General features: G+C 70.1%; 18 protein-coding genes. 8 read left to right on the forward strand and 10 right to left on the reverse strand.

Annotation, left to right across the window (positions count from 1 at the left end):
- The coding region (locus HV826_RS10375) for a TrkA family potassium uptake protein (protein ID WP_176416846.1) at positions 1-702 on the forward strand (702 nt) is incomplete at its 5' end.
- Here the strand turns inward: HV826_RS10375 and HV826_RS10380 are convergent.
- Positions 674-1,996, reverse strand: a complete 1,323-nt coding sequence (locus HV826_RS10380) for an alpha/beta fold hydrolase (RefSeq protein WP_176416847.1) — start codon at positions 1,994-1,996, stop codon at positions 674-676. The two genes, HV826_RS10375 and HV826_RS10380, sit on opposite strands and share 29 nt — an antisense overlap.
- 249 nt (positions 1,997-2,245) lie before the next feature.
- The gene (locus tag HV826_RS10385; RefSeq protein WP_176416848.1) at positions 2,246-2,614 is read right to left on the reverse strand and encodes a nuclear transport factor 2 family protein; all 369 of its coding nucleotides are present in this window, start codon (positions 2,612-2,614) and stop codon (positions 2,246-2,248) included.
- A gap of 165 nt (positions 2,615-2,779) precedes the next feature.
- Here HV826_RS10385 and HV826_RS10390 point away from each other — a divergent pair, with 165 nt between their 5' ends.
- Complete coding sequence (locus HV826_RS10390; protein WP_176416849.1) at positions 2,780-3,637, forward strand: methylated-DNA--[protein]-cysteine S-methyltransferase; 858 nt, start codon at positions 2,780-2,782, stop codon at positions 3,635-3,637.
- Here the strand turns inward: HV826_RS10390 and HV826_RS10395 are convergent.
- The 4 genes from HV826_RS10395 to HV826_RS10410 are packed head-to-tail and all read right to left on the reverse strand — an operon-like array spanning position 3,628 to position 7,477.
- Positions 3,628-4,320, reverse strand: coding sequence for a histidine phosphatase family protein (locus tag HV826_RS10395; protein WP_176416850.1), 693 nt, complete (start codon positions 4,318-4,320; stop codon positions 3,628-3,630). The two genes, HV826_RS10390 and HV826_RS10395, sit on opposite strands and share 10 nt — an antisense overlap.
- Entirely contained in the window at positions 4,320-5,393 is a 1,074-nt protein-coding gene (locus HV826_RS10400; protein ID WP_176416851.1) for a phosphotransferase family protein, read from the reverse strand. The genes HV826_RS10395 and HV826_RS10400 overlap by 1 nt, the downstream gene beginning before the upstream one ends.
- Positions 5,394-5,411: 18 nt before the next feature.
- Positions 5,412-6,236, reverse strand: coding sequence for an SDR family oxidoreductase (locus HV826_RS10405; protein ID WP_176416852.1), 825 nt, complete (start codon positions 6,234-6,236; stop codon positions 5,412-5,414).
- Between the two features lie 5 nt (positions 6,237-6,241).
- A complete protein-coding gene (locus HV826_RS10410) occupies positions 6,242-7,477 on the reverse strand; it encodes an acyl-CoA dehydrogenase family protein (protein WP_176416925.1) in 1,236 nt (411 codons plus the stop codon).
- Between the two features lie 59 nt (positions 7,478-7,536).
- Here HV826_RS10410 and HV826_RS10415 point away from each other — a divergent pair, with 59 nt between their 5' ends.
- The gene (locus HV826_RS10415; RefSeq protein ID WP_176416853.1) at positions 7,537-8,442 is read left to right on the forward strand and encodes a LysR family transcriptional regulator; all 906 of its coding nucleotides are present in this window, start codon (positions 7,537-7,539) and stop codon (positions 8,440-8,442) included.
- A gap of 213 nt (positions 8,443-8,655) precedes the next feature.
- Here the strand turns inward: HV826_RS10415 and HV826_RS10420 are convergent, their stop codons facing one another.
- Both HV826_RS10420 and pruA read right to left on the reverse strand, forming a co-directional pair.
- Complete coding sequence (locus HV826_RS10420) at positions 8,656-9,504, reverse strand: aldose epimerase (protein WP_176416854.1); 849 nt, start codon at positions 9,502-9,504, stop codon at positions 8,656-8,658.
- Between the two features lie 7 nt (positions 9,505-9,511).
- A complete protein-coding gene (pruA, locus tag HV826_RS10425) occupies positions 9,512-11,167 on the reverse strand; it encodes an L-glutamate gamma-semialdehyde dehydrogenase (protein WP_176416855.1) in 1,656 nt (551 codons plus the stop codon).
- Positions 11,168-11,337: 170 nt separating this feature from the next.
- Here pruA and HV826_RS10430 point away from each other — a divergent pair, with 170 nt between their 5' ends.
- The 5 genes from HV826_RS10430 to uraH are packed head-to-tail and all read left to right on the forward strand — an operon-like array spanning position 11,338 to position 16,044.
- The gene (locus HV826_RS10430) at positions 11,338-12,783 is read left to right on the forward strand and encodes a SidA/IucD/PvdA family monooxygenase (RefSeq protein ID WP_176416856.1); all 1,446 of its coding nucleotides are present in this window, start codon (positions 11,338-11,340) and stop codon (positions 12,781-12,783) included.
- Positions 12,780-14,150, forward strand: coding sequence for an allantoinase AllB (allB, locus tag HV826_RS10435; RefSeq protein ID WP_176416857.1), 1,371 nt, complete (start codon positions 12,780-12,782; stop codon positions 14,148-14,150). Before HV826_RS10430 ends, allB begins: the two co-directional genes overlap by 4 nt.
- A gap of 21 nt (positions 14,151-14,171) precedes the next feature.
- Positions 14,172-15,194 carry an allantoicase gene (alc, locus tag HV826_RS10440; protein ID WP_176416858.1) on the forward strand — a complete coding sequence of 341 codons (1,023 nt, stop codon included), beginning with the start codon at positions 14,172-14,174 and terminating at the stop codon, positions 15,192-15,194.
- Entirely contained in the window at positions 15,191-15,703 is a 513-nt protein-coding gene (uraD, locus tag HV826_RS10445) for a 2-oxo-4-hydroxy-4-carboxy-5-ureidoimidazoline decarboxylase (protein ID WP_176416859.1), read from the forward strand. The genes alc and uraD overlap by 4 nt, the downstream gene beginning before the upstream one ends.
- Positions 15,700-16,044 carry a hydroxyisourate hydrolase gene (gene uraH / locus HV826_RS10450; protein ID WP_176416860.1) on the forward strand — a complete coding sequence of 115 codons (345 nt, stop codon included), beginning with the start codon at positions 15,700-15,702 and terminating at the stop codon, positions 16,042-16,044. The genes uraD and uraH overlap by 4 nt, the downstream gene beginning before the upstream one ends.
- A 31-nt stretch (positions 16,045-16,075) precedes the next feature.
- Here uraH and HV826_RS10455 read toward each other — a convergent pair whose 3' ends face one another.
- Positions 16,076-16,495 (reverse strand): DUF488 domain-containing protein, encoded by a 420-nt coding sequence (locus tag HV826_RS10455; protein ID WP_368670888.1) that lies wholly within the window; start codon positions 16,493-16,495, stop codon positions 16,076-16,078.
- A 141-nt stretch (positions 16,496-16,636) separates the two neighbouring features.
- Entirely contained in the window at positions 16,637-17,050 is a 414-nt protein-coding gene (locus HV826_RS10460) for a response regulator (protein ID WP_176416862.1), read from the reverse strand.
- Positions 17,051-17,340 lie beyond the last annotated feature (290 nt).

Below are 17,340 nucleotides of genomic sequence, written 5' to 3' on the forward strand. Positions count from 1 at the left end.
GGGCGGGTGGGCTACCGCGTGGTGACGCAGCTGCGGGAGATGGGCAAGGACGTGGTGGTGGTGGAGAAGCGCGAGGACGCGGCCTTCGTGTCCGCGCTGCGCGACGAGCGGGTGCCGTTGCTCATCGACGACACGCGCAGCCCGCTGTGCCTGCCTCGCACCAACGTGAAGGACGCGTCCGCCATCGTCTGCGCCACGGATGATGACCTGGCCAACCTCAACATCGCCCTGGACGCGCGCAAGCTGAACCCGAACATCCGCGTGGTCATCCGCCTGTTCGATGACGACCTGAGCGGCAAGGTGCGGGAGACGTTCAAGGCGGAGGCGCTCTCCAGCTCGTCGCTGGCGGCCCCGGCCATGGCGCTGGCGGCCATGGACCCGCGCATCGTCCACTCGTTCCACCTGGCGAAGCACCTGATGGTCGTCTCGCTGTTCGAGGCGCGCCTGGGCCTGCCGGGCCTCACCATCTCCGAGGTGCGGGACAGGTTCGGCTGCCTGGCGCTGTCGCTGCAACGCAATGGCGAGGAGCGGCTCCACCCGCAGGGGGATGAGGTCATCCGGCCTGGAGACGTGCTGTCGCTCCAGGCGTCCTATCCGGAGTACCGGCGGCTGCGCGCCTTCACCCACGAGGCCGAGCCGCCCCTGTGGTCCCATCACGAAGCGGTGGCCGTGGTCACGCCTTCGTCCCGCAAGGTGGGCTGAGGGCGGGGCGCGCCTCCGGCCAGCGCGTGAAGGCGTGCTTCGGGCCCCTGGCGGTGGGCAGGGCGAGCGCCCGCGCGAGCAGGACGGCCATGGCGTCCCACTCCAACAGGAAGCCGTCGTGCCCATGCTGACTGGACAGCGTGGCGTGCTCGGCGTGGAGGCCGTGCTCGCGCAGCCGCCGGGCCAGCGCCGCCATGTGGCTGGGGAAGAAGAGCTGGTCGGTGTCGATGCCCACGCACAGCGCGCTCGCGCGGATGCGGGCCAGGCCGCCTCCCGGGAAGCGTGACACGTCGTGGTGGTCCATGGCGCCCAGCTGCGCCAGGTACGCGCGCGCATCGAAGCGGCTCTCCAGCTTCTGGCCCTGGTACTCCAGGTAGCTGTGCATCGGGTGCAGCGCGCGTGAGGACCACGCCGAGGGGCGGCCCTGGAGCGCGTCCAGGCCGGGCTCCGCGCGGTAGGTGAGCATCGCGAGCTGACGGGCCAGCTCCAGGCCCCGGCGAGGGGACTCGGGGAAGCCCGGGTCCATCAGCAGGGCCTGCCGCGCCACGTGGTTGAGGCCCACCACCCACGCGGAGGCGGACTCCGTGGTGGCGATGGGCGCCATGCGGGCGAAGCGCTCCGGCGCCAGCGCCGCGAGGCAGAGCACCACCATGCCGCCCAGGGAGCCGCCGGTGACGAGCGCCACTTCGTCCAGGCCCAGCGCGTCCATGGCCAGCAGGATGCTCCGGGCCTGGTCCCACGGCGTGACGGTGGCGGGCAGGCGGTGCTCGTCCAGGCGCAGGTCGCCCTTGGGCAGCGGCAGCGGTGGACCGAAGCGCGCGTCGTCCGTCCGCGGCGGGAAGCCCTCGTCGGCGGGGCCCGTGGTGCCGTAGCAGGAGCCCAGGTTGTTGAAGCACAGGAGCCGCACGCGGGACGGGTCCAGCGCGCGTCCTGGGCCGATGAGCGGCTCCCACCAGCCGCCCTGGCCGCCCGCGCGCATGTCACCAGTGAGCGCGTGGACCAGCAGCACCGTGGGGACGGACGTGGGGGCTCGGGCTGGGCCCCGGTGGCGCGCTTCGGCCGCGAGCGCCTGCTGTTCGGCCACGGCGCGGCGGACGATGCGCAGCGCGCTCGCCTGCGCTTCGTCCTCGGAGAGGACGCGCGCGCGCGACTCGAGCCAGGGGACGTCCTCCTCGGGGCCCCACCACCAACCGCGGACGAGGTGGTTCGTGATTCGGGCGCCCGCCTCCAGCGTCAAATCGGGCAGGGAGACGTCGAAGAGGCGCGGCGCGGACGTGAGGTGAGCTGTGGGCACGGGAACTCTCCGGAGGTGATGCGGAAGGAGGCCCTCCAGGGCGCGGAGGGCTGGGAGAGGTCGGCGCGTGTCCAGAAACGACGAAGCCCACCAACCCTCGCGGGTGGATGGGCTCGGTGGCTCACCAGGGGCGGACGGACGTCAGCCGAACCTGGAGGGCGAGAGCCCACCCGGCATCGACATTCGACACATGGCGCTTGGCGACGTCATTGGCCGTAACGGATAAGCGCTCGTCTGTCGGGAGTCAAGTCAGCCCACCGCCGTGCACTGGGCCGCGACGACCTGGGGCGCGTCGTCCACGACTTGCCACACGCGCGTGTAGCGGAAGTTCCCTTCGAAGGGGGCGCCCTGGAACTCACCGGATAGCGCGGCATGGACGACGACCACGGCGCCCGCGGAGAGGTAGCGGAAGTGTGCGTCGGTGAAGTCCACCCGCGTGAGGCGCAGGGCTCCCGAGCGATGCGCTTCCAGGTCGGCTTCCTTGTCGAGGACATGGCCGGCGTGATTGACGAAGAGGAGGTCGTCGGAGAGGAGGGCGTCGAGCGCGGCGACATCGCTCGCGAGCATGGCCCGTCTCAGCGCCTCCTCCGCGGCCAGGAAGTCTTCCTCTGGAAGCATGGCGCTCCTTTCTGCGGCGGTGTGCGGGGTGGAGCTATCGGTTGTTGCACAATGACACCTCATGTCAACGCGCGCCCGGCGCGCGAGGACAGCGCAAGAACCGGATTGCTCCAGGATGTGTTGGCGGACATACGTTTTCGCGAAGCGCACCCCAGGAGCATCGGCATGGCATCCAGCGACTACGCCCGCATCGAACAGGCCATCCTCTATCTCGACGCACATGCCCGCGAGCAGCCGTCCCTGGACGACGTGGCAGCGCACGTGGGGCTGAGCACGTTCCACTTCCAGCGGCTCTTCTCGCGCTGGGCGGGCATCAGCCCCAAGCGCTTCATCCAGGTGCATACGCTGAGCTCGGCCCGGCGCCTGCTCGACGAGCGTCGCAGCGTGCTGGAGACGTCGCTGGAGGTGGGCTTGTCGGGCACCGGCAGGCTGCATGAGCTCTTCGTGACGCTGACGTCGATGACGCCGGGGGAGTACAAGCTGGGCGGCGAAGGGCTCACCGTGCGCCATGGCGTCCACCTGTCACCCTTCGGCGCGTGTCTGCTCGCCGTCTGTGAGCGTGGCATCTGTGGCCTGCACTTCCTCACGGGTGAGTCAGAGGAGGAGGCGCTCGCCTCGCTGCGCGAGCAGTGGCCGCGGGCCACGTTCGTGGCGTCCGCCGAGGACACGGCGCCGTGGCTGGAGCGCATCTTCCAGGCGGAGCGCGGTGGCTCGGAGGCGAGCCCCTTGTCGGTGCTGGTGCGGGGCACGCCCTTCCAGGTGCAGGTGTGGCAGGCGCTGCTGCGTGTGCCGTCGGGCGAGGTGACGACGTACGAGGACCTCGCGCGCGCCATCGGCAAACCCAAGGCGATGCGCGCGGTGGGCTCGGCGGTGGGAGAGAATCCCGTGGGGCTCTTGATTCCCTGCCACCGCGTGCTGCGCAAGACAGGGGTCTTCGGGGAGTACCGCTGGGGCGCCTCACGCAAGCGGGCGATGCTGGCGTGGGAGGACTTCCGCTATGACGGCGCGCCGCTTCAGCGGTAGGTGAGCAGCGCGCGCTGGGCGCCCTCGAAGTGGCTGTGCTCGTTGAGCGTGGACAGGTAACGGCCGCGCTCGCTGTAGAGGACCTTGGTGAGGCCGCAGTTCGCCAGCGTCAGGTTGAGGCGGAAGGCGTGCGCGTCGGGGATGCGGAGCAGCTCCTGGCAGATGGCGGTGATGGTGCCCCCGGAGGTGAAGACGAGCGCGGTCTTCGACGCGCCCAGCTCCTGGATGAGGGCGTCCATCGCGCGGCGGCACCGCGCGCCGAAGGCGGACCAGGGCTCGGTGTACTCCGCGTCATGCTGGCCGGCCACCCAGCGGGCCACCGCGTCGGTGAAGAGGGCCTGGTAGGCGAGCCGGGGCGACTCCGTCTGGGACAGCTCCGCTCGCAGCACGTCCGGGTCCGCGTAGCGCGGCGTGTGCCGGGCGACGATTTCCTCGTGGTCGAACTCGTTGAAGCCCGCCGTCCGCACGGCCACGGTGCCACAGCCGAGCGCGGCGAGACACGCCTCCGCCGTCTGCTGGTGCCGCGCCATGGTGCCGGTGACGACGGCGTCCACGCGGGGCAGCCGCTCGCGCAGGGACTCACCCAGCACCCGGGCCTGCACGAGGCCCGTCTCCGAGAGCTGGTCGTAGTTCGCCGCGCCGAACGAGGCCTGGCCGTGCCGGACCAGATACACCACGCCCATCAGCGCGCCCCCTTCCGGATGAGCCGGTGGCAGCGCCAGCCGAGGTAGTTGACCAGCACCCAGAAGTTCTTGAACACGGGGTTGCGCGTCTGCTTGTGGTGGTACCGGTAGTAGATTTGCTGGGCGATGACGGCGAGCCGGAAGAGGCCGAACACCTCGTAGAAGGTCCAGTTGGCGGGCTTCAGCTTCGTCTGGTCCAGGTAGTACTCAACGACCTCTTCGCGCCGGAGCATGCCGGGCAGGTGCGTGGGCTGGCGCCGCGTGGAGCGCAGCAGGAAGTCGTCGTCTGCATGGACCCAGTAGGCCAGCGCGCTGCCCAGGTCCATCAGCGGGTCACCCAGGGTGGCCATCTCCCAGTCGAGCACGCCGATGATGCGCGTGGGCTCCTCCGGGGCGAGCACCACGTTGTCGAAGCGCCAGTCGTTGTGGATGACGCAGGTGGCGATGTCCGCGGGCGTGTTCGCCTTGAGCCAGTCCCGCACGTAGCGGAAGCGGGCGACGTTCCACGTCAGTGCCTTCTCGTAGCGCGCCGACCAGCCCTCCACCTGCCGCGTGGGATAGCCCGGCCCCTTGCCCAGTGACGTCAGGCCCACCGCCGCCGGGTCCACGGCGTGCAACTCCACGAGCTTGGAGATGACGTTGAGGCAGAGCGTCCGCGTCTGCTTCGCGTCCAGCGCGAGTCCTCGGGGCAGGTGCTTGCGTGGGATGAGCCCCTCGATGCGCTCCATGACGTAGAAGTCGGAGCCCAGCACGGCTGGGTCCTGGCACAAGCCCACCATGGTGGGGACCACGGGATAGGCCGGCTTCAGCGCGTGCTGCACCGTGTACTCACGGGCCATGTCATGCGCCGACTTCGCCTTCGTCCCCGCGGGAGGGCGGCGCAGGATGAGGTCCCGGTTGGCGTACTTCAGCCGGTACGTCCAGTTGGAGGCACCGCCCGCGTACTGCGTGACTTCCGGCGAGCCCTCCAGCGTGGGGACCTGGGCCTTGAGCCAGGCCTCCACGGCGGGGAGGTTCAGCTCCTCTCCCGGGCGCACGGCACCTGCGGGGTCGATGGTCGCGGTCGGTGGCATCGGTGGGCTCCTTCTGGCTCAGCTCGGCTTCGGCCGCGAGCCGGGGCGCATGCCTCGCGTGTTCCGGCGCAGCATCCACGAATAGAGCTCACGCGGCAGCAGACGCTTCATCCGCCAGGCCCTGCGGCCATCCGCGTGGGGCAGGACGTAGAAGCCGCGCTCGGCCACCGCGTCGAACACGTCGTTGGCGATGTCATCCGCGGTGATGGCGGAGCGCTCCAGCAGCCGCGCCATGGTGGCCCCCAGTCGCGGGTCCGTGGTGCGCAGCGAGTCACCCAGGTTCGTCTTGAAGAAGGACGGGCACACGACGCTGACGCCGATGCCGTACTCCGCCAGCTCGTTGTGCAGCGTCTCCGACAGCGACACGACGGCGGCCTTGGTCGCGTTGTAGCTGCTCATCAGCGGCACATCGAGCAGCCCCGCCATGGACGCCACGTTGACGATGTGGCCGTGGCCCTGCTTCTTGAAGGCGGGGGTGAACACCTTGCACCCCCGCACGACGCCCAGCAGGTTGATGTCGATGATCCACTGCCAGTCGTCCATCGACACGTCCTCGATGGCGCCCGCCTGTGCGACTCCGGCGTTGTTGATGACCACGTCCACGCCGCCCCACTGGGCCGTAAGCCAGTCCAGGGCCTCGCGCAGGTCCTCTTCGCGCCGCACGTCACAGCGCAGGTGATGGGCCTGGGGCGCCAGGGCGGAGAGCTCCTTCAAGGCCTCCTCGCCTCGGGCGTCGTTGACGTCGCCGATGCAGACCTTCCAGCCAGCGCGGGCAAAGCGCAGGGCGATGGCCTTACCAAGTCCGCTGGCACCACCGGTGATGAAGATGCGTTGAGTTGCCATGGCCGTCAGCTCCGGGAGAAGCCCCGCTTCGACAGCTCGATGCGGGCGATGAGTCCCTTGTGCACTTCGTCCGGGCCGTCCGCGAGGCGCAGGCTGCGCGCCTGGGCGAAGAAGCCCGCCAGCGGCGTATCTTGGGACACGCCCGCGCCGCCGTGAAGCTGGATGGCGTCATCCACCACCTTCTGGAGGACATTGGGCGCGACGACCTTGATGGCGGAGATCTCCGTCATGGCCCCGAGCGCCCCCACCTGATCCATCTTCCACGCCGCGTAGAGCGTCAGGAGCCGAGCCTGGTCGATGGCGATGCGCGCCTCCGCCACCTTCTCGCGGTTGCCACCCAGGTTGAGGAGCGGTTTCCCGAAGGCCGTGCGCTTCATGCCGCGGTCAATCATCAGCTCCAGGGAGCGCTCCGCCGCGCCGATGCAGCGCATGCAGTGGTGGATGCGCCCTGGTCCGAGCCGGCCCTGGGCAATCTCGAAGCCCATCCCCGGTCCGGCGATGACGTTGTCGCGCGGCACGCGCACGTTGTCGAAGTGCACCTCGCCGTGGCCGTGAGGCGCGTCGTAGTCGCCGTACACGGGCAGCATGCGGCGGATGCTCACGCCCGGCGCGTCCAGCGGCACCAGCACCATGGAGTGCTGGTGGTGGCGGTCCCCGCCGGTGTCGGGCGTGCGGGCCATGAAGATGACCACCTTCGCGTTGGGGTGCCCCAGGCCGCTGGACCACCACTTGCTGCCGTTGAGGACGACCTCGTCGCCGTCGACGATGGCGGTGGCCGCCATGTTGGTGGCATCCGACGAGGCCACGTCCGGCTCCGTCATGCAGAACACCGAGCGGATGTCCCCCGCAAGCAGCGGCTTCAGCCAGCGCTCCTGCTGCGCCTCCGAGCCGTACTTCCAGAGCACCTCCATATTTCCGGTGTCCGGGGCGCTGCAGTTGAAGACCTCGGGGGCGATGAAGCTGCGGCCCGTCTCCTCGGCGATGGGGGCGTACTCGAGCGTGCTGAGCCCGGCGCCGAGCTTCGCGTCGGGGAGGAACAGGTTCCACAGGCCCTGGGCCTTCGCCTGGGCCTTCAGCTCCTCCATGACGGGCGGCACGCGCCACGTCTTCCAGTCGCCGCCCTGCGCGGTGGCTCGGAGCTCCTCGTGGTAGCGGCTTTCCGCAGGGAGGATGTGCTCGCTCATGAAGCGCTTCACGCGCTCCAGGTAGTCCTTGGCTCGCTCACTGGGCTCGAAGTCCATGGCCTCCATCCTGCGCATGGGGCCTTGATGCATCCAGTGAATGTTGGTCATGTGTCACCATGAACCCTGTGCAGGATTCGGCGCGGCTCGCCCGGCTGGACCTCAACCTCTTCCGGGTCTTCGACGTGGTGCTCCGGGAGCGGAACCTGACGCGCGCGGGGGAGGTCCTGTTCCTCAGTCAGTCGGCCGTGAGCCACGCGCTGGCCCGCCTGCGTGAGCAGCTGGGAGAGCCGCTGTTCGTCCGGGAGGGGAGGGGCGTGGCGCCCACGGCGTTCGCGGAGCGGCTGGCACCGGAGATTCGGGAGGCGCTGGCACTGTTCGAGCAGGCGGTTCATCGCGGACGCGGCTTCGACCCGCGCCGGGACGTGGGTCAGTTCACGGTGGCGATGAACGACGTGCTGGAGCCGTCGATTCTGCCGCTGCTCGTGGCTCGGCTGCGGGCGCACGCGCCGGAGGTCCGCATCTCCAGCGTCCGGCTCGACCGGGCGCGGCTGGAGCGGGACCTCGCGTCGGGGCGGGTCGACCTCTCCATCGACGTGGAGCAGCAGACCGGCGCGGAGCTGAAGCGCACGGCCTTGCTGCAAGACACCTTCTGCGTGGTGAGCCGAAGCCGGCGCAGGCTGGACGTGGCGAAGTACATGGCGGCCCGGCACGTCACCGTGTCCTCGCGTCGCACCGGGCTGGCCGTGGAGGACCTGGTGCTCAGCCGCCTGGGCTACCAGCGGGACGTCATCGTCCGCTGCCAACACTACGAGGCCGCGTTCAAGCTCGTCGCGGACTCCGACCTGCTGCTGACGATGCCGAGGCGGCGCGCGGCGGAGCTGCACGCGCTGCTGGGCAACCACCTCCTGCCGATGCCGCTGTCACTGCCTCCGTTGGAGCTTCATGTCTACTGGCACCGGCAGACGGATGCGGACCCGCGCAGCCGCTGGTTGCGAGGCGAGCTGCTCACGCTGACGGGGTAGAGGCCAGGCCCGGATGGTGGCCAGGCGCCCGCTGCTCGGGAGCTCCCTCGGGATAGGGGCCAGGTTCGGAGGGCGGCCCGGAGTCTGGGAGGGCGCTGTTTGGAAATGTCGGGGGTTTTGCGCGGGCGGTCTCGACCGACCGGTAAATGTCCCGACATTTCCGAACAGCAAGGTGCAGGAGTCGCCCCGCAGGTCCCGGGCCCTGCCTGAGGCTCAGCCCTGGATAGCGAGGCGAAGCGATGCCCGCGCTCCGGGCTGCACATGCGGCAGCCCTTCGCCCGTGGCCAGCGCACCCTTGGCTGCGGTCCACGGCTCCACGCAGACGAAGTCCTTCCCGCGCAGCGTCCACACGACGAGCACGCGGTACTCCGGGCTCCACGACAGGCGGATGGGCTCGAGCCCGGGGCCCCGCGCCAACGTCGTCCCCGGCTTCGAGTGGTCCTTCAAGTGAAGGTCCACTTCCTCCGCGGTGAGGTCCAGCCCGGTGACGGCCACGTCCTGGCCGCGCCAGTTGTCCCACGCGCGCGTGGCGTCCGTCTCCACGCCCGCCTGCGCCTTCGCCGCGTCGGGCACCCGGAAGTACGGATGGAAGCCCAGGTGCAGCGGCATGGGCCGCGTGTCCTGGTTCTCCACCTCGAACTCCAGCGTCAGCCGCTTACCCACCAGCGAGAAGCTCAGCCGCGCGTCGAACCGCCACGGGAAGTGGCGCAGCGTCTCCTCGTTGGAGGACAGCTCCACCACCAGGCGTGACGCGTCCGCCTGCCGCACCGTCCACGGCAGCCTCCGCGCGAAGCCGTGCTGCGGCAGCGTGTACCGCTGACAGTCCACGGAGTAGGTGTCCCCCGGCAGCGGCCCGGCGTTGGGGAACAGCACGGGGATGCCCCCGCGCACGTTCTTCGCCGGGTCCGCGACGGTGGCCTCGTCGAGGTACAGCAGCTCGTCACCGTCCACGCACATCCGGCTGACGAGGGCCCCGCGTGAAGGAATGACCTCCACGCGGCACCCGCCGTCCACCAGCGCGTACGTGTCCAGTCCTGCGATGCCGGGGGACGGACCGTTCATACGTGCCTCAGAGGGCGCCTTCGTTGGGGTCGTTGTCCATGAAGGGGTAGGGCACCTTCACGGCCGGGACGAAGGTCTCCTTGATGGTGCGGGGGCTGGTCCACCGCACCAGGTTGAGGGCCGAGCCCGCCTTGTCGTTGGTGCCGGACGCGCGGCCACCGCCGAAGGGCTGCTGACCCACGACGGCGCCGGTGGGCTTGTCGTTGATGTAGAAGTTGCCCGCCGCGTGGCGCAGCTCGCGCAGCGCCGTGTCGATGGCCTTCCTGTCCCTCGCGAACACCGCGCCGGTGAGGGCGTAGGCGGCGGCCTGGTCGACCTCGCGCAGCGTCTCCTCGTACTTCGCATCCGGGTAGACGTGCAGGCCCACCAGCGGCGCGAAGATCTCCTCGCGGAGGATGCGGTGGGAGGGGCTGTCGAGCTGCACCAGCGTGGGCTTCACGAACCAGCCCTGCTTCCGGTCCACCTCGCCGCCGGCCACGATGCTGGCCCCGCTGTCGCTCTTGGCCAGGTCGATGTACGAGGAGACCTTCTTGAAGGACTTCTCGTCGATGACGGCGCCCATGAAGTTGCGGAAGTCCGACACGTCCCCCATGCGGACCTCGCTGATGAGCGCCTGGAGGCGTGGCTTCAGCTTGGGCCACAGGGACTCGGGGATGAAGACGCGGCTGGCCGCGGAGCACTTCTGGCCCTGGTACTCGAAGCCGCCGCGGACGATGGCCACCGCGAGCGCCTCCAGGTCGTCCGCCGCGGACGGGTGGGCGACGATGAAGTCCTTGCCGCCCGTCTCGCCGACGATGCGGGGGTACTGCTTGTAGCGGGAGATGTTCTCCCCCACCGTGCGCCACATGGCGTTGAACGTCGGCGTGGAGCCGGTGAAGTGGATGCCGCCCAGGTGCGGGCTGGCCAGCACCGGGTTGCCCACCGTGGGGCCGTCACCCGGCAGCATGTTGATGACGCCGTCGGGCAGGCCCGCCTCGCGCAGCAGCTCCATGATGTACCAGGCGCTCAGGGCCGCGGTGGACGACGGCTTGAAGAGCACCACGTTGCCCATCAGCGCCGGCGCGGTGGCCAGGTTGAGGGCAATGGCCGTGAAGTTGAACGGCGCCACCGCGAAGACGAAGCCGTCCAGCGGGCGGTAGTCCGTCATGTTCCACGTCTGGTGCGCGGCCTCCGGCTGCCAGCCGAGGATCTGCTCGGCGAAAGCGACGTTGAAGCGAATGAAGTCAATGGCCTCGCACGAGGCGTCAATCTCCGCCTGGTGGACCGTCTTGCCCTGGCCCAGCATGGTGGCGGCGTTCATGATGGGGCGGTAGCGCGAGGCGAGCAGCTCCGCGGCGCGCAGGAAGATGGCGGCGCGCGACTGGAAGGGCATGCGCGCCCAGTCGTCCTTGACGGCCAGCGCGGCCTGGATGGCCTGCTCCGCGTGGCTGGCATCCGCCTCATGCAGCGTGGCCAGCACGTGCGAGTGGTTGTGTGGCATGCGCACCGTGTCCGTCTTGCCGGTGCGCAGGTGCTTGCCGCCGATGATGACGGGGATGTCGAGCTGCTCACCGGCCATGCGCTTCAGCTCGGCTTGCACCTCCCGGCGCTCGGCCGTGCCGGGCGCATAGGAGAGGACAGGCTCATTCTTCGGCGGCGGGACGCGGGTATGGGCGTTGATCACGCGGATTCACCTCGGGCGGAAACGAAGGGCGCGCAGCATAGCCAAGCAGCCCAGCGGGGGAAGCGTGGAAGGTGGCGCAACCTCCAGTGAACCCTTGGGGTTTCGGACAATTCCCCCTCAATCCGGGGCGTGTTGGCTCGCTGACGCGGTGCGCGGGTACGATGTGGCCCATGCGCGTCCCCACGAGCCCCGCCGAGTCGCCCTCCGCCCCTGCGCTCACCGCGCTGGAGGCTCGAATCCGGAAGGACCTGGAGCAGCTGGAGTACCCACGCAGGCCCTGGGTGCTGCCGCGCCGCACTCGGGATGGCCAGGCCGTGCTGGACGTGCTCGTCATTGGTGGCGGGCAGAGCGGGCTCACCGCCGCCTTCGGGTTGATGCGTGAGCGCGTCACGAACCTGCTCGTGGTGGATGACTGCGAGCAGGGCCTCGCCGGGCCGTGGAAGACCTTCGCCCGCATGCACACGCTGCGGACGCCCAAGCACCTGACGGGCCCGGACCACAACCTGCCCAACCTCTGCTTCCAGGCCTGGTACGAGGCGCAGCACGGCGAAGGTTCGTGGGAGGCGGTGGTCCGAATCCCCAAGGAGCTGTGGGCGGACTACCTCGACTGGTACCGCCGCACGCTCGAAATCCCCGTGCGGTGTGGCGCGCGCGCGGGGGCCATCGCCTGGAGCGCGGAGGAGGACTGCTTCGCCGTCCCGCTCATCGACACGCGCCAGGGCACCACGGACGTGGTCCATGCGCGCAAGGTGGTGCTGGCCACGGGCATCGACGGCTCCGGGCGCTGGGAAGTGCCCGCCGTGGTGGCCGGGCTGCGGCGCGAGCTGTACGCCCACACGCGGGACGCCATCGACTTCGAGGCCCTGCGTGGCAAGCGCGTGGGGGTGCTCGGCGCCGGCGCGTCCGCGTTCGACAACGCCGCCGTGGCGCTGGAGCACGGCGCGGCCGAGGTCCACCTCTTCTACCGGCGCAAGACGTTGCCCAATGTGAATCCCTACCGCTGGGCGGAGTTCGTGGGCTTCCTCAAGCACCACGCGGACCTGCCGGACGCGGACCGCTGGCGCTTCATCCACCGCATCATCGAGATGGGGCAGCTTCCACCGTCGGACACCTTCAGCCGGGCGCGGGCCTTTCCCCAGTTCCAACTACACGGCGGCAGTCCCTGGCTCGGCGCGGAGGAGGTGGACGGGCAGGTGCGCGTCACCACGCCTCACGGGCAGTTCATGTTCGACAAGCTCATCATCGGCAGCGGCACGGTGACGGACCTGTCGCTGCGCCCGGAGCTGGCGGGCCTCCACGGCGACATCGCCCTGTGGAAGGACCGGTACACCCCGCCCGAGGGGCAGTCGCACGCGGACCTGCTGCGGCACCCGTACCTGGGCGCGCACTTCGAGCTTCAAGAGAAACACCCGGGGCAAGCGCCTTGGCTCCAGGGCATCTTCAACTTCACCTTTGGCTGCCTGCTCTCGCTGGGCTTCGGGGGCGCGAGCATCTCCGGCATGAAGTACGGCCTGCCCCGGCTCGTGTCCGGGGTGACGCGGCAGCTCTACGTGGATGACCGGGACGCGTTCTTCGAGTCCCTGGCGGGTTACGACGAGAAGGAATTCGAGCCATGAGTGGAGCGCAGTTCGTGGTGCGCGGCCGGCGCGTCGTCACAGGCGAAGGCGTGCGCGAGGCGGCGGTCGTGGTGCGTGGCGGCAAGGTGGCCGCGGTGGTGTCTCACGCGGAGCTCCCCGCCGGACTGCCGGTGGTGGACGTGGGCGACAAGGTGGTGATGCCCGGCGTGGTGGACAGCCACGCGCACATCAACGAGCCCGGCCGCACTGAATGGGAGGGCTTCGAGACGGCCACGCGCGCGGCGGCGGCGGGGGGCATCACCACGGTGGTGGACATGCCGCTCAACTCGCTGCCGCCCACCACCACGCTGGCGGCGCTGAAGCTGAAGGCCGAGGCGGCCCACGGGCGCTGCCAGGTGGACCACGCCTTCTGGGGCGGCGTCATCCCGGGCAACGCGGGCGAGCTGGAGGCGCTCATCGACGCGGGCATCTCCGGCTTCAAGTGCTTCCTGTGCCCCTCTGGCGTGGAGGAGTTTCCGCATGCGACGCGCGAGGTGCTCGACGTGGCCATGCCCATCCTCGCGCGCCGGGGCATCCCGCTCATCGTCCACGCGGAGCTGGAGTCCCCGGTGGAGGGCCTGACACCCGGTGGGGACGCCCGCACGTACCGCGGCTACCTGGAGTCCCGTCCGAAGCGCTGGGAGAACGAGGCCATTCAGATGATGGTGGACCTGGCGCGCGCGCACCGCTGCCGCGTGCACATCGTCCACCTGTCCTCCGCGGAGGCGCTGCCCGTGCTGCGCGAGGCCCGGCGCGAGGGCCTGGATGTGTCGGTGGAGACGTGTCCGCACTACCTGAGCTTCACGGCGGAGGAGATTGAGGACGGCGCCACCCACTTCAAGTGCGCGCCGCCCATCCGTGAAGCGGAGAACCGCGAGCGGCTGTGGGCCGGGCTGGCGCGGGGGGACATCGAGCTGGTGGTGTCGGACCACTCGCCCTGCACGCCCGCGCTGAAGCACCTGGAGCGCGGCGACTTCGGCGCGGCCTGGGGCGGCATCTCGTCGTTGCAGCTCAGCCTCCCCGCGGTGTGGACGGAGGCGAAGCGGCGCGGCTTAGGGCTGGAGTCACTGGTGCGCTGGATGTGCGAGGCCCCCGCGCGGCTGGTGGGCCTCGCGGGCGTGAAGGGGACGCTGGCGCCCGGCGCGGACGCGGACCTGGTGGTGTTCGACCCGGACGCTTCATTCGCCGTGGAGCCACAGCGCCTGCTACACCGTCATCCGATGACGCCGTACGCGGGCAGGACGTTGACGGGCGTGGTGGAGATGACGTTCCTGCGAGGGACGAAGGTTTTCGAGCGCGGCCAGCCGATGCCGCGCCCGTCGGGACTCTGGGTGCGCCGCCCCGTGGGGACGCGCGCCGCTGCTTGAAGCACTTGGGAGACATACACCATGCACGCACCCGAAGAGGGGAAGCTGCGGATCGCCTTCACCGAACTCATCGACCTGGCCGCGGAGAACGTGGGCGGACAGGCGCTGCTGGCCAGCGATGAGTTCTTCGCGGGGAAGGAGAACCTGCTGAAGCCCGGCCGGGGCATCTTCATCCCCGGCAAGTTCACGGAGAATGGCAAGTGGATGGACGGCTGGGAGTCGCGCCGCAAGCGCGTGCCGGGCCACGACTGGTGCATCCTCAAGCTCGGCCTGCCGGGCGTGGTGCGCGGCGTGGACATCGACACCAACCACTTCCTCGGCAACTTCCCCGAGTACGCCTCGGTGGACGCGCTGGAGGTGGAGGGATCGCCCACGCCCGAGGCCCTGGCCGAGGCGACCTGGACGCCCATCCTCCCGCAGCTCAAGCTGCAGGGCGGCACGCGCAACCTGTTCCCCATCGCCAGCGACCAGCGCTGGACGCACCTGCGGCTCAACATCTTCCCGGATGGCGGCGTGGCCCGCTTCCGCGTCCATGGCGAGGTGCGTCCGGACCCCGCGCGCCTGTCCCACGCCGGCGGCGCGGTGGACCTGGCGGCGGCGGAGAATGGCGGCACGGTGGTGGCGTGCAACGACTCCTTCTTCGGCCCCAAGGACAACCTCATCCTTCCGGGGCGCGCCGCCAACATGGGCGAGGGCTGGGAGACGCGGCGCAAGCGTGTGCTGCCGGGCTTCGACTGGATTGTGGTGAAGCTCGCCGTCCCGGGCACCGTGGAGCGGGTGGAGGTGGACACGGCCTTCTTCAAGGGCAACTACCCGGACTCCTGTTCCATTGAAGGCTGCTACCTGCGCGAGCCGGTGGTGGACTTCGCCAACGCGCATGAGCTCGCGTGGACGGAGCTGCTGCCGCGCACGAAGCTCCAGGCGCACCACCGCCACTTCTACGAGGCCGAGCTGGCGGCGAAGGGGCCCTTCACCCATGTGCGTCTGAAAATCCATCCCGACGGCGGCGTCAGCCGGCTGCGAGTCCACGGGCGGCCGGCATGAGCAGCGGACTGACACGGCTCAACGCCATGTTGCCGTCGGAGGCGCGCGCGGAGCTGATGCGCTGCTGCGGGGCGTCCCGCTGGGCGGACGGCATGGTGCGTTCACGGCCCTTTCGCGACGAGGAGCATTTGTTCTCGGAGTCGGCGTGGCTCTGGAAGCAGACGGGGCCGGACGACTGGCGCGAGGCCATGACGCATCACCCGCGCATCGGTGACGTGTCCCAGCTGCGTGCGAAGTTCGCGTCCACCGCTTCATGGTCCTCGCAGGAGCAGGGCGGGGTGCAGGGCGCGGACGAGGCGGTGCTGCAAGGGCTGGCGGAAGGCAACGCCGCCTACGAGCAGCGCTTCGGTTTCATCTTCCTGGTGTGCGCCACGGGCAAGAGCGCGGCGGAGATGCTGGAGCTCTTGCGCGAGCGGCTGGACAACGCACCGGACGAGGAGCTGCGCATCGCGGCCGGTGAGCAGGCGAAAATCACCCGCATCCGACTGGAGAAGCTGCTGGCGCCATGAGCACCCTGTCCACTCACGTCCTCGACACGAACCGGGGCCGGCCGGCGGCCGGTGTTCCCATCACCCTGGAGCTGCAAGGCGACTCGGGCGAATGGAAGCAGCTGGCTCGCGGCGTCACCAATGACGACGGCCGCGTGCGCGACTTCCTGCCCCAGGGCGCCCGCGTGGAGCCGGGCGTCTACCGGATGTCCTTCGACACCGGGGCGTACTTCCGGGCGCTCGGCGTGCGCGGCTTCTATCCGTCCGTGACGGTGGTGTTCGAGCTCACGGCGCTGGACGAGCACTACCACGTCCCATTGCTGCTGAGCCCCTTCGGCTACTCCACGTACCGGGGGAGCTGAGCCGCGGCGCGCGTTCCGCCGGGGCGGCACGTCAGGTGTGCCGCGTCGAGCGGCCCCGGCCTCGCCGCGAGGCGCATGGCTGCTTCTTCGGAGCGGCGCCGCCAGACGCCTCTTCGAGGAACTGTTGCAGGGCCGCCGCGTTGTTGTGCGCGGTGTCGTGGGCGCTATAGACGAGCGTCACCGTGCCATGGCGCGCGGCTTCGAGCAGGGGCTGCCACGCGGCGGGGTTCGCGGCGAGCTCGGCGGCGTACCTGCGGCGGAACTCGGACCAGCGGTCGGGGTCGTGTGCAAACCACTTCCGCAGCTCGGGGCTGGGGGCGGCGTCCTTCAGCCAGGCTTCGATGGGAAGCGCTGTCTTCCGCACGCCTCGCGGCCACAGCCGTTCCACCAGGAAGCGCCGCCCATCCGTGCGGCTTGCTGCTTCGTACGCCCGCTTGCATCGAATCATCACCGGACCACCCCGCGTGTCACCCGTTCATTGGTGGCAACGCCCGGACGCCATGCGGACGTCCCGCGGTCCGGCGCGGCCGGCGCCCGTCTTCCCACTCGGGACGCGCCGTGCCGGGGCTGGGGTGCTTCGGGGTGAGCGGCCTCAGCTCTTCCACGCGGGCTGGATGGTGGGCGTGGCCGGGGTGACGGCCTCCGCGCGAGCCAGCAGCGCGTGAAGCTGGGCGATGAGCACGGGCGGTTTCACCGGCTTGACGAGGTACGCGTCCGGGACGGGCTGGTCCGCGGGCCCCTCCGTGCGAGGCGCATAGCCGCTGACGAAGATGACGGGGATGTGCTTGAGCGTGGGCTCGGCGCGGAAGTGGCCACACAGCGCATAGCCGTCCATTCCGTCCATGTTCACATCGGAGATGAGCACATCGGGCGGGTGCGACAGGGCCTGCTGAAGCCCCGACTCGCCGTCGGCCGCCGTGGTGCAGTCGAACTCGCCGGAGAGCAGGAGACGGAGCGTCTCCCGCATCGTCCATGAGTTCTCGACGATGAGGACCTTCGGCTTCACGACACCCCGACTCTCAGGGAGGCAGCCGCCCGGCGGTGCCCGGTGCACACGCGCTCCCCCGGCGAAAGCCCCAGCATCACCCCACGCGCCGGCCGGGGCAAGAGGGGGTGCCCAGCACCCCTGGGTTCCAGCCGTCTGCGTATGCACCCACGCGTCCAGGGCTTCGGGCAGGGCCGCCAGGCAGCCGTCCAGCGGCGCCCCGTGTTGTCAGGTGCTCGTCGCCAGGGCCTCACGCGCGGTGCGCCACTCAACGCCGACACGGCACCGATGAGGTGTGCCTGTCGCAAGGA

The organism is Myxococcus sp. AM010, from assembly GCF_013372585.1.
Taxonomy (GTDB): domain Bacteria; phylum Myxococcota; class Myxococcia; order Myxococcales; family Myxococcaceae; genus Myxococcus; species Myxococcus vastator.